Below are 11,672 nucleotides of genomic sequence, written 5' to 3'. Positions count from 1 at the left end.
ACAGCGTCGCTGCCTCCTGTGCCTGTGACATCAAAAGTTACATTTGTTGTACCGTCATTAATTGTAACGGAGGTAGTGCCGGCAGCAAAAGTGAGGTCACCGAATTCCAATGAAGCATCAGTGCCACCAGTTCCAGCACCTGCTTGAGTGTTAAGACCAAGGCTTGCTGCAGCATCACTAAAATCAACGCCTTCAACTGTTAGGCTTGAATCACCACTTTCGTTGAAGATAACTTGAAGACTGTCACCTTCGAGAAGGTTTGTACCGTTAAATGATGCATCGCCAGCCAAGTCTTCGATCTGACCAACAATTTCATCAAAAGCAGCAGCGGCTTCTGCACGTGCTGTAGGATCTTCAGATTGAAGAGCGGCGGTTGCCTGTGCACGTGCACTGTCAACAAGATCTTCAATAGCTGAAATACCTTGGTCAGCGGCTTCAACTGTACGAATAGCCTGCTGCTGAGCATCGAGAAGAGTTCCCAAGTCAGAAGCGCGGTTGTTCAATGCAGACGCTGTAAAGAAAGCTGTTGGATCATCAAGAGCAGAATTTACGCGGTTACCCGTCGCAAGACGTTCTTGAGTTGATGAAAGTAGGTCAGCTGTACCTTGCAGTGAGCTCAGTGATGAACGAACTGCGGATGAGAGATTAATTTCAGACATTATGTCTTCCTTTTCTAGGTTAAAAATTGTCGCCATTCTTGGCAACAGCCGCATCATGGCCGGAAGCATTAAATTGGACCTTAAAAAACTTGATTAACAGATTGATAATGCGTCTTTTTTTGGGATTTATTTATGCTTTGGTTAATGGCTGGTTTCTTGAATTGGTAAACGGATTATTGATAGCGCGATGAGCTCGCATTCTGGCTATGGCGAATTTTTTTCTGGAGACTTTGATGAAACCCACTGCCAACTCATAGCCATCTCATAGAATGCCTTATGGCTTTCTCTATGGTTCTGACCGGTCGCTTAAGGCTGTAGTCGTTGAGAGCTATATTATCTGAGAACTTTATCAATATAGGCGCTTAGATTCAGGCGCGATTCTCCAGGGTATTGGCGCACAACATCACCTGTTGTGATATCAATAGCGCGAAAGATCAATGCAGAGGTTTCGCGGTCAACTTCGATCTCTTTGCGTACTTCTCTATCTCTAAGAGTTTCACCTTGTTGCTGTGCGGCTGTGTCTTCTGTAGTGCGCACAGGCTCTTTTGCAGCATTATTATTTGCGTTATTTGCAAGGGGAACTTCGCGAAATGTAAGCGGGATAGATTCCGACCGTCCTGTCTGCGGTACCGTTTGGTACTGAGGCAGTATCGTTTGCACCGCTTGCACATTGTTACCAACAGTTTCGTTGGTCGTTGCACCGGGTGCGATAGCCGGAGTTCTTCCGATTTCCATCTCACCAATCTCACTGTTATGATACGTTCTGAATTTTGGACGCATCTATGATTTATGGCTTTGATACTAGCGCACAAACCTTAAATAGAGATTTTCAGAGATGGTTAAATTTTGATGGGAAGAGTGTTTAAAGTCACTCGTAATGTATCAATAAAGCATAAGCCTTGCTGATTGGTTAATCGCCGTTTTAATCTGATGATTAAGTGCCTTAAAATGACTTATCAGTTGTCAAACCAGGCATTGCCTTTGGCGTCATGTTATTCATGGTTCCTTGTGCGCCGTAGGTGGTTGGGATTTGTTGCTGGTTCATTTGGTTGGCAACACCTGTGATTAAACCTTGGGTGACACTGCGTGCTGTTGATAGCGTTGACATGTTGAATTTGAGAAGTGATTTGAACTCGTCATGGCGCAGGCGCAGTTTTTCAGTACTGTCTGGAAGCATCGTTTTAATCGTCTGCTCTTGTGCAACAGCGCTTGCCATGATTTCTACATAGGCCTTTGCATATTCAGTTTTTTTGTTTTCAAGCTCTGCCGCCGCAAAAAGTTTGCCCTCGCGCACCAATTTGGTTTCCGCCTCAATCAGTTCAATTAAACCTTCCATTGATGCCTCAAGCCGCGCAAGCAAGACGCGTGCGTCATCTTGGTTGTCTACCGGTAAGGGTGTTTTGATCGCTGGTGAGGCGTATGTCATTTGTACTACTCCGCTTTGAACGTATTGGTCGTGTCAGTCGTATTGGCGTTTGATGTGCCAGTGGTGCTTGGGTTTTCTTGTAATTTCACAAGCTGCTCATAAACTTGATCTGCAATGCCAAGGTTCGCATTGCCAGCAATGCCTTTGGCGTACTCTTGAGTAAGGAGTCCGGTAAATGCCTCTTCACCAAAGCCACCACCAAAGGTTCGGTCTTTGGCGAGACCTTCAAAAACAGGCTGTAAGAGGGAAGCAAGGAACGTTGCCTCGAATTCATTTGCTTGTGCACGCGCTGCTTCATTTGAAACTGAGCCAGAGTCTGTCGCGGTTGATCGTTGCGCGTTAAGACTATTGCTGTTTTGAAGATTTGAAAGTGGCGGGAAAGCCGCTGTCAGGCGCGTGTCTGTCATTACAAGACCTCTATCTCTGCTTGCAGCGCTCCAGCTGCTTTGATTGATTGTAAAATCGTAATCATGTCGCGTGGACCAATGCCCAGCGCGTTTAATCCGTCAACCAGATCTTTAAGTGTGACGCCTTCATTAATGATACCAAGTTTTGCATCTGATGAATCGTCTACTTGAATTTCTGTGCGCGGTACAACAACTGTTTCACCTTCGGCTAATGCATTAGGCTGGCTGACCAGCGGGGCTTCGGTGACCAGAAGAGTCAAATTACCTTGTGCAACGGCGACTTGTGAAACTTTAACATTGCGGCCCATGACTATGGTACCTGTCTGTTCATCAATAACTACCCGCGCGATTTGATCTGGTTCTACGATCAACTGCTCAATATCGGTTAGTAGATCGACAATATTGCCATCAAACCCACTGGTTAGACGGATCATGATGGTTGCAGGATCAAGGGGTTCTGCCGTACCGCGACCGATGAAGGCGTTGATGGTTTTTGCAACACGGCGTGATGTTGTGAGATCAGGATTGCGCAGGGCGAGGCGGAGTTGACGCAGGCTAGCCAGTTGAAACGGTATCTCGCGCTCAACAATGGCACCATTGGTTATGCGGCCTGATGTTGGAACACCTTGTACGATACTGGCTGCCTCGCCTTGGGCTGCAAAGCCTGCGATGGCAACAGGGCCTTGGGCGAGGGCAAAAACATCACCGCCAGCACCCAGAAGTTGAGTTACTAAAAGCGTGCCGCCACGAAGGCTGCTTGCATCACCTAATGCGCTGACGTTGATATCAATGCGAGAGCCTGCTGTTGAAAAAGGCGGCAGATTAGCCGTCACCATTACTGCAGCAACATTGGCTGTGCTGAAATCAGCGTCACCAACACCGGCGCCAAGCCGATTGAGCATCACCCGTAGGCTTTGTTCGGTAAAGGGGGCGTTGTTCAGGCTGTCGCCTGTGCCATTAAGGCCAACCACTAAGCCATAACCGACGAGCTGGTTTTCTCTGATGCCTTCGAAGTCGGCAATATCTTTGATTCTGGATTTAGCAAAGGCTGGTGAGAGCATCAATGCCATAAGAGCAAGAATGCTCGCCAATAAAATGAACGTTCGAACGAAATATGAAAACGAATCACTGGTTGTTTTCGCGGTATCTACGACGACTGAAAAGGCAATATTTTTGAACATGGACTAAACTACGCACTCTGGTGTTATTATCATCATGTATGAATATGCAGTTGTCGTGCCATTTTTCACGAATCTGTGATATTTCATAAGTCTATGAAAGTATTGATCTTTATGCGTTTTTAAAGACGTTAACTTGTTCATAATGATTAGAGTAGATGGAAAAACTTACCCAGTTGTTAACCGCTGATTAACTCTGTGGGCAAAACCTACCAAAATTAAACGAACTCAAGGTCATTATAATGCGCATTGAAAATACAAGTTCAGCGGCACAAGTTCGCGGCAATAAAAAAGCAGGAAAATCGTCTGGTTCTTCAGCAACATTCAGTCTTTCAGATGATGCTGCTGAAACAGCGGAGGTGAATACATCTGCGCCTGTATCGAATGTTGCGCATTTGGACGTGCTTTTGGCTTTGCAGGGGGTTGAAGATTCAACATCTGGTAAAAAGCGCACGGCTGAACAGGGTTTTGATTTGCTTGATCGATTAGAGGAAATGCAGCTAGGTCTGCTGACCGGGCGTCTATCTGCGACTCAAGTGACACGGATATCTCAGAAGATCTCAAACCTTGGGCGAACCGGTGATGAAAAACTTGATTCTATCCTCTCAGATATCGATATGCGAGCCCGTGTGGAGCTTGCCAAACTTGGTGTTTTTGACTTTTAGGCGGTTCTTAATCGAAATTGTTTTGATTAAACTTAATTAAAACAATAGGTTACTATAATTTTTTCTATGAAATAAAAACATAACGAATTTGTCACACTTACCGCATTGTTTGTCAGTGGAACTGCGATTATATTCGGCTCAAATTTGTGACCTACGATTTTGTTATTCACGGAGTTGCTATGAGTTCGGATGTACTAGATGACTACAAGCCAAATGACGATGAGGAGTTTATGAATCCTCGTCATGTGAGCTATTTTCGGAATAAGCTGATTGCTTGGAAAGAAGAACTGCTGGCTGAGTCTCGTGAGACAATTGTCAATCTGCAAAAAGACAGCCAAAACCATCCAGATGTTGCCGATCGTGCTTCTTCGGAAACGGATCGCTCAGTGGAACTTAAAGCGCGGGACCGTCAACGCAAATTGATCGCGAAAATTGAATCAGCTCTTTTGCGCATTCAAGAAGGTTCTTATGGCTATTGTGAAGAGACAGGCGAGCCTATTGGCGTTGGTCGTCTTGAAGCCCGGCCTATTGCAACTCTTTCTGTTGAAGCGCAAGAACGCCATGAAAAGCGCGAAAAAGTTTATCGCGACTAATAATCCTCGCTTAGTTTCTGTGTCACTTCAGGATATTTTTGAAAATTTAGTGATTTGGAAAAGGAAAACGACACCTGCATTTATGGATACAGGTGCCGTTTCACGATCGAGGGTGCCGAGTTTGGGAACATGGCATTCCTCTTTTGCCGTTCAATGGGGAGCGAACGGCTGGGGAGCTGTAAAACTTTGGAATTTACTATTACGTGACTAACAAGTGCTCCGTTTTAATTTGATTATCTGATTGATTTAGAATGGGGCTACAGCGTCAATGAATTGCTGGCCAACACCTGCTTGTTGAACATCAGTAATTTGACCGCGGCCACCATATGAAATTCTGGCCTGTGCAATTTTGGATGAATCAATCGTGTTGTCTGGCTGAATGTCATCTGGTCGAATGATGCCTGCTACGATGAGTTCGCGAACTTCGAAGTTCACACGCACTTCCTGTTTTCCTTCAATCACAAGGTTACCGTTTGGCAATTGTTGTACGATGATGGCGGCAATGTTTGTTGTCAGTTCTTCTGAGCGTTCGATAGAGCCATCGCCGTTTGTGTTTGTATTGGCATTTAAGCTAAGAACTGCGTTGGTATCTCCGATGCCGGGGACTAGATTGAACAAGGAGCCAAGCAAACCGGTGCCCACACCAAGTCCGCGTCCTGCTGTGCGTGTGCGGTCGGTTGTATTTTCAAATTCTGCTTCATCGTCAATCGTCACATTGATGGTCAAAATATCACCAACACGACGTGCACGGCCATCACGGAAGAATGATTGGTCATTGGAGCGCCAAAGAGAATTGGCGGTGAAAACGGCAGGCTCCGGTTCTGGCTCAGGCAGGCGAACAGGCTGGTATCCCGGTTGTGCTGTTGGGTCTTCAATTGATGACAGCGTAGGGGGTTTGTTAATCGCTTTGATTTTATCTGTTGTCCCACAACCAGCAAGCGCCAAACATGCGGTAATAATGAAGCCGATTGTCATCTTGTTTAATTGGCGTAAGATTTTGTTTTCATTAAATATACTGTGCATTACTGGACCCCTTGGTCGGCGATTGGATTTGTTTGAGCAAAGAGTGGTTTTCTAATATCGACAATGACTTCGCCCTTGTCTGTTATGCGGCCACGGATTGTGCGGTTTGATTGAAGGTTTCGAACTGAAATCACGGCGCCTTTTGGTCCGGAATCAAGGGCTCTGCCTTGAGACGTTAACAAAAGGCCTGGAATGGCATAGGTGATTGATACAAGGTCATTAGATCGCACAATGAGTGGTTCAATCACGTCTTGTTCGCGCAATGTGGCGCCTGCTTGTAAATTGCGGGTAAGCGCCTTACCAACCAAGCCTGCCAGCGACCTAATTGTGCCAGCGCGCATCCGCGATTTCAAAATTCGTTCGTTGACAACATCGCCAGGGAGAAGCACTTCGTCGCGGGCAATTTCACGGGTAAGAACAACGACGGTTGCCATTTCGACAACGGCGCCCCGTACAGGCAGATTTTTGGCGCCGCCATAGGTCTGGTACTCGAGTGTTGCCTGAAATCTCTTGCCATTTTCCAACAGTAGAAAATCTTCGATTGTCATACTCATCTCAGCCCGTGGGTCAGCATGGATGATCTGCGGTATATTGGTTGTTACGATCTCGAAATCAATGCCGTTGTTAAGTGCTTTGCCAACCGCCTCTTTTAATTCAAGCTCAGCATCTTGGCGGGTCACTTTGCGGCTTGGTCGTCGTACTGTGACCGTATCAATGCCATTCAATCGAATGTCATATAGGCCAATGTCATGTGCTTCAGAGGCGATGCGATGGGCGCTGATCTTGCCTGAACTACCAATATCTGGAGCAAGAAATAGTGGTTCATTCGCATATTCGCCTGCGTCATCGAAAAGATCCTTGGCGGTCACAACGTTGGAATAGACAGTGACGTCACTTTTTAATGTGGCGGCATGGACTACCCCTGAAAGAAACGTAGCAATCAAGACTGCCAAGAGTATCACTTTATGGTTTGCATATTTCATCGTCATGGCCTCCTAAAGATCACGGGTTTGGGTTAGGTGAAAATTATCTCAAAATCTGACCGGCAGACTGCATCATTTCATCAGCAGCAGAGATCACACGTGAGTTAAGTTCATAAGCGCGCTGTGCGGAAATCAGATCGGAAATCTCGCGCACGGCCTCAACGTTCGAACCCTCGAGAAAGCCTTGCAGTAGATTGCCAACACCATCTTCACCAGGGGTGCCTGTTTGTGGGTCGCCACTGGCAGCGGTTTCAACAAATAAATTGTCACCGATAGCCTCAAGGCCGCCTGGATTGATGAAGGTAATAACATCGATTTGCCCAACGTTGCTTGGGTTTGCATCATCGCCGTTGACGACTTCGACTTGCCCGTCGGTGCTGATGTTTATGGATCGTGCATCCTGCGGAATAGTGATGCCGCTGCCCACTTGATAGCCATCAAGGGTAACAATCTCGCCATCTTGGTTGCGTTCAAACGAGCCGTCTCGTGTATAGGCGGTTCGCCCGTCCGGCAGTTCCACTTCAAAGTAACCGTCGCCTCTGATGGCCAGATTCAATGGTTGTTGTGTTTCTTCAAGTGAACCTTGCGTCATAATGCGGCTTGTTGCGGCAAATTTGACACCGGAACCAATTTGAATGCCAGTTGGCACAACGGTGCCGCTGCTAGATGAGGTTGAACCAACACGGCGCAGGTCCGTATAGAGGAGATCCTGAAATTCGGCGTTTTGTTTTTTGTAGCCAGTGGTTCGGATGTTGGCGATGTTATTCGCGACTGTTTGAACGTTGAGTTCTTGAGCGCGCATCCCTGTTGCTGCTGTGTGGAGTGCTTGCATTGTCTATCTCCTTACGCGTTTACTTGGACGCGGCCGAGCCGCTGGATTGCTGTTTCACGCAAGTCATTTTGCTCGCGCATGATATTGGCAAGTTCGTCGTAAGCGCGTTGCACTTCGATCATTTGTGAAATTTGCGAAATAGCATCGACATTCGCGTTTTCAAGGGTGAACTGGACAACCTTTGTGTTCCCGGCTGCGATTTGCTGGGCGTCTTCGGCGCTGAATAAAGTGCTGCCTACGCGGTTTAATTGTTGTGGGTCTTCAAAGTTGACAACACGCAGTCGTCCGATCTCGCCATTGGCGCCTGTGATTGTGCCATCACTGGCTATGGTGACTTGTGTGTCGGCTGCGTCGAATAAAATCGGGCCGCCTTCACCCAAAACCGGATTGCCGTCATGTGTTGTAAGTTGGCCTGTTGAATCGAGAGTAAAGGAGCCGGCGCGGGTGTAGCGCTCGCCTGCAGGCGTTTGTACGGCGAAGAAGCCATCGCCTTGGATCGCAACGTCAAGCTGGCTGCCTGTTGTCTCTAAAGTGCCGGTTGCAAAATTGCCAACAGTGCGATCATCAAGCACGAAGCTTAGGTCACGATCGCCTGTTTTAAAAGCTTCGGCGCTACCTTCAGGGCTGATATATTCTTCAAAGAGCAGATTTTCGCTCTTGTAGCCTGTGGTATTCACATTGGCCACATTATTGGCCACTATGTTCATTTGCCTGTTCAGCGCTGTAGCGCGTGACAGGGTAATCAGCTGTGCGTTCTCCATAACGAACCACCTCTATATATTTCCCAATGTAACTGAACTCCCCAGTCCAGCCATGTCCAACACTCCCCAGTGCGGAACATGCCAACTTACTTGCACAAGCCATGCCAAACAATTAAGCCATTGATTTTAAATGTTATTTTATTTTTTTGATGTAACTTTAGCTAGGTAAGAACTACCACTAGGCAGGCTTGGGCGGCATTTTTTGCCGGCTTGATTAGGTTTTGTTAACTAATTGCAAGATTTCATTAACCATTAAGGGAATAAGGTTGGTCAGTGAAAAGAATCTGTGATTTGCACAGGGTTAAACAATCAATAGATTGATGCTCTGCCGGCAAGCCAGACTTGTGATAATGGGTGATGATATGTCCGACCAAGCTGTTGGTGCAGATGAAGCGATAGACGACGAAGACGCACCAAAGTCAGGTAAAAAGAAGATCATTATGATCGCGCTGGCGGCCTTGCTTCTTATTGGAGGAGGGGGCGGTGCTTACTTCTTTTTATCGGGGCCTGATGAGGCGGCTGTAGAGAGCGTTGAAGATGCGCCTGCTGCGCCTGAAAAAGTGGTTTTCTTTCCAATGCCCGAGATTACGGTCAATCTGGAAAATGTGGCAGGTCGCCAACAGTATTTGAAATTAAAGGCGACACTAGAATTGAGTAGCGATGAGGATGTTGCCGCGATCGAGCCTTTTATGCCGCGCGTGCTAGATGCCTTTCAAGTGTATTTGAGAGAACTACGGACCACTGACCTTGAGGGATCAGCCGGGATGTTTCGTTTGAAGGAAGAACTTCAGCGACGCATCAACACGGCGGTTTATCCGGTTGAGGTGCGTAAAGTTCTTTTTGAAGAAATCCTCATTCAATAGGCTGAGATTATGGCTGAAGAAGAAGAATTTGAAGAAGAAGACTTAGCTGCCGCCTGGGGCGAAGCTATGGAAGAGCAGGGTGTGGAGGATGCCGGGACCCTGACGGCTCAGTGGGCCAACATGATGGATGCTGGCGATGAAGAGTCTAGTCAGCAAAATTCTGACCGGCTTATGTCGCAAGCTGAAATTGATAGTTTGATGGGCTTTAAGCCTGACGAAATATTGTCTTCTGATCAAAGTGGCGTGCGCGCTCTTATAAACTCGGCTCTTGTGTCTTATGAGCGTCTTCCGATGTTGGAGGTTGTGTTCAACCGTCTCGTACGGCTATCTACAACTTCGCTGCGCAACATGACATCTGATAATGTCGAGATATCGCTTGATTCAATTTCTTCTGTGCGGTTTGGGGACTATCTTAACTCAATACCATTGCCTGCTATTTTGTCCGTGTTTCGGGCAGAGGAGTGGGATAATTTTGGTCTGGTTACGATTGATTCCCCACTCATCTATACAATTGTTGATGTTCTTCTTGGTGGTGGACGAGGAATGAGCGCTGCGCGTGTTGAAGGGCGCCCTTATACGGCAATTGAATTGAGCTTGGTTCAACAGTTAGTCGAGCGTCTTTTAGGTGATGCTGAGCAAGCATTTGAGGCGGTTTCACCCGTTCATTTTAAGCTTGATCGTATGGAGACAAACCCCAGATTTGCTACACTTATCAGGCCGTCTAATGCTGCTATTTTAATTCGCCTTCGTATTGATATGGAAGACCGAGGGGGGGATGTTGAGTTTCTTTTGCCCTATGAAACTATTGAGCCGATCAGACATTTGTTGTTGCAGATGTTTGTTGGTGACAAGTTTGGTCGTGACATTGAATGGGAACAACATCTCGCCACGCAGACTAATGCAACAGAGGTCATGCTCGATGCTGTGTTGTTTGAACAAGATATTCCACTTGAAGAGGTTATGGATTTTTCAGTTGGTCAGACTTTACTTTTGCGCAAAAAAACAAGCGACCCGATTGAGCTACGTGTAGGCGATGTGACACTGAGCGAGGGGCAGATTGGACATATTAATGATCGCATTTCGGTTCAGGTGACCACTGACCTCAAGAAACAAAAAATGACCATGGATGGTTATGAAAAAGCAATTACAGACATGGAGGCCGACAAAACATGACCCCAGGCTTATTAATTGAAGGGCTTGTGATTGTTCTCTTGATTGCAACAATTTCTTATTGTGCACTTTTAAGTGGCCGATTGAAGCGCCTTAAATCTGAAGAATCGGCTCTTCGTTCAACCATTGCTGAATTGCTAACCGCGACTGAATTGGCGGAACGAGCGATACGCGGGTTAAAGGTGACTGCAACGGAGCATCAAAAAACACTGGGATTGCGCGTGCGCGATGGTGAACGTGTGAATGTTGAGCTGCACGAAAAACTTGAGCAGGGTGAGGAGCTTGTCAAGCGCCTGACGGCGATCACAAATGCAGGTGCACCGTTGCCGCCGATGCGTCGTTCTACGAAGCGTCCAACGGCATCAAATCCTCGAACTGTAAGTGAAATGGCAATACAAGCAACAGAACGCATTAATGCTATTCGGAACGGCGGAGCGTAGCATGAGGCTTTTCCAACTTGTTGCTCTTGCTTCACTTGCACTCGTTATTTTTAAGCTTATTGGTCTTGCTGCCGATGGGGCTTTTGAAGGACTTGGTGCTCAACAGGCGATTGCGCAAGAGCAAGAAAACAAACAAGCGACAGACGATAAAGATAAGGCCAGCGATGAAAAGGCCGTCCGAGAACTTCCTACATCTAACGATAGTCAAATTGGTGAACCTGGCAATGCGCGCGAAAGTATATTGAATCGTCTCGGTGACCGGCGTGACGCGCTTGATAAGCGGGAAGAGGATTTGAAGCTACGTGAGGAACTATTGAAGGCTGCTGAAAAGCGTCTCAAAGCGAAACTTGCAAAAATTCAAAAAAATGAAAAGGATGGTAACGGTTCGTCTGGTGGTAAAAAAGGCGAGGAACGCCTCAAAGACTTGGTTGTTATTTATGAATCAATGAAGCCTAAAGATGCGGCGCGAATCTTTAATTCATTATCTCTTAACATCATGTATCAATTGGCGTCTTCGATTAACCCTCGCAAGATGTCAGGCATTTTAGCCGAGATGGAAGTCAAGGCTGCTGAACGACTAACCGTTGAAATTGCCGCAAGAGCACTTGGAAAATCAAGTGACAAGAAAAAACGCGCATTATCTAAAATTGGCGGGTAATCGACCATTAATAC

At 46.7% G+C, this 11,672-nt stretch carries 16 protein-coding genes; 7 read left to right on the top strand and 9 right to left on the bottom strand.

The genetic code is table 11. The features are described 5' to 3' along the window. From ABJ081_12185 to ABJ081_12165, 5 genes are all read right to left on the bottom strand, one after another. A partial coding sequence (locus ABJ081_12185; GenBank protein ID MEP6357426.1) for a hypothetical protein occupies positions 1–659 on the bottom strand: 659 nt, incomplete at its 3' end. Positions 660–992: 333 nt separating this feature from the next. Beyond that, entirely contained in the window at positions 993–1,394 is a 402-nt protein-coding gene (locus ABJ081_12180) for a hypothetical protein (protein MEP6357425.1), read from the bottom strand. Between the two features lie 208 nt (positions 1,395–1,602). Beyond that, positions 1,603–2,085: a hypothetical protein gene (locus ABJ081_12175; GenBank protein MEP6357424.1), complete on the bottom strand. Its 483-nt coding sequence runs from the start codon at positions 2,083–2,085 to the stop codon at positions 1,603–1,605. 5 nt (positions 2,086–2,090) lie between these two features. Then, entirely contained in the window at positions 2,091–2,492 is a 402-nt protein-coding gene (locus ABJ081_12170; protein ID MEP6357423.1) for a rod-binding protein, read from the bottom strand. After that, positions 2,492–3,562 (bottom strand): flagellar basal body P-ring protein FlgI, encoded by a 1,071-nt coding sequence (locus ABJ081_12165; protein MEP6357422.1) that lies wholly within the window; start codon positions 3,560–3,562, stop codon positions 2,492–2,494. The genes ABJ081_12170 and ABJ081_12165 overlap by 1 nt, the downstream gene beginning before the upstream one ends. A 350-nt stretch (positions 3,563–3,912) precedes the next feature. Between ABJ081_12165 and ABJ081_12160 the strand changes: the two genes are divergently transcribed. The 3 genes from ABJ081_12160 (at position 3,913) to ABJ081_12150 (ending at position 5,139) form a co-directional block, all read left to right on the top strand. Continuing rightward, positions 3,913–4,335, top strand: a complete 423-nt coding sequence (locus tag ABJ081_12160) for a flagellar assembly protein FliX (protein MEP6357421.1) — start codon at positions 3,913–3,915, stop codon at positions 4,333–4,335. 179 nt (positions 4,336–4,514) lie between these two features. After that, positions 4,515–4,928, top strand: coding sequence for an RNA polymerase-binding protein DksA (gene dksA, locus ABJ081_12155; protein MEP6357420.1), 414 nt, complete (start codon positions 4,515–4,517; stop codon positions 4,926–4,928). Next, the gene (locus ABJ081_12150) at positions 4,897–5,139 is read left to right on the top strand and encodes a hypothetical protein (GenBank protein MEP6357419.1); all 243 of its coding nucleotides are present in this window, start codon (positions 4,897–4,899) and stop codon (positions 5,137–5,139) included. Before dksA ends, ABJ081_12150 begins: the two co-directional genes overlap by 32 nt. Before the next feature lie 35 nt (positions 5,140–5,174). Here the strand turns inward: ABJ081_12150 and flgH are convergent, their stop codons facing one another. Genes flgH through flgF form a run of 4 tightly spaced genes read right to left on the bottom strand, consistent with a single transcriptional unit; the run spans position 5,175 to position 8,527 of the window. After that, positions 5,175–5,951, bottom strand: coding sequence for a flagellar basal body L-ring protein FlgH (flgH, locus tag ABJ081_12145; protein MEP6357418.1), 777 nt, complete (start codon positions 5,949–5,951; stop codon positions 5,175–5,177). Beyond that, positions 5,951–6,934, bottom strand: coding sequence for a flagellar basal body P-ring formation chaperone FlgA (flgA, locus tag ABJ081_12140; GenBank protein ID MEP6357417.1), 984 nt, complete (start codon positions 6,932–6,934; stop codon positions 5,951–5,953). Before flgA ends, flgH begins: the two co-directional genes overlap by 1 nt. A 43-nt stretch (positions 6,935–6,977) precedes the next feature. Then, on the bottom strand, positions 6,978–7,766 hold the full coding sequence (flgG, locus tag ABJ081_12135; protein MEP6357416.1) for a flagellar basal-body rod protein FlgG: 789 nt from the start codon (positions 7,764–7,766) through the stop codon (positions 6,978–6,980). A gap of 11 nt (positions 7,767–7,777) precedes the next feature. Further along, positions 7,778–8,527 (bottom strand): flagellar basal-body rod protein FlgF, encoded by a 750-nt coding sequence (gene flgF, locus ABJ081_12130; GenBank protein ID MEP6357415.1) that lies wholly within the window; start codon positions 8,525–8,527, stop codon positions 7,778–7,780. 350 nt (positions 8,528–8,877) lie between these two features. Here flgF and ABJ081_12125 point away from each other — a divergent pair, with 350 nt between their 5' ends. The 4 genes from ABJ081_12125 to ABJ081_12110 all read left to right on the top strand — a co-directional run bounded on the left by ABJ081_12125 (position 8,878) and on the right by ABJ081_12110 (position 11,658). Then, the gene (locus ABJ081_12125; protein ID MEP6357414.1) at positions 8,878–9,390 is read left to right on the top strand and encodes a flagellar basal body-associated FliL family protein; all 513 of its coding nucleotides are present in this window, start codon (positions 8,878–8,880) and stop codon (positions 9,388–9,390) included. A 66-nt stretch (positions 9,391–9,456) separates the two neighbouring features. Further along, on the top strand, positions 9,457–10,563 hold the full coding sequence (fliM, locus tag ABJ081_12120) for a flagellar motor switch protein FliM (protein ID MEP6357413.1): 1,107 nt from the start codon (positions 9,457–9,459) through the stop codon (positions 10,561–10,563). Further along, positions 10,560–11,000 carry a DUF6468 domain-containing protein gene (locus ABJ081_12115; GenBank protein MEP6357412.1) on the top strand — a complete coding sequence of 147 codons (441 nt, stop codon included), beginning with the start codon at positions 10,560–10,562 and terminating at the stop codon, positions 10,998–11,000. Before fliM ends, ABJ081_12115 begins: the two co-directional genes overlap by 4 nt. 1 nt (position 11,001) lies before the next feature. Further along, entirely contained in the window at positions 11,002–11,658 is a 657-nt protein-coding gene (locus tag ABJ081_12110) for a hypothetical protein (protein MEP6357411.1), read from the top strand. The last annotated feature ends 14 nt before the right edge of the window (positions 11,659–11,672 follow it).

Source organism: Hyphomicrobiales bacterium (assembly GCA_039989895.1).
GTDB lineage: Bacteria > Pseudomonadota > Alphaproteobacteria > Rhizobiales > JACESI01 > JACESI01.
Note: the sequence above shows the minus strand (reverse complement) of the source record. Positions and strands in the feature narration are given on the sequence as shown.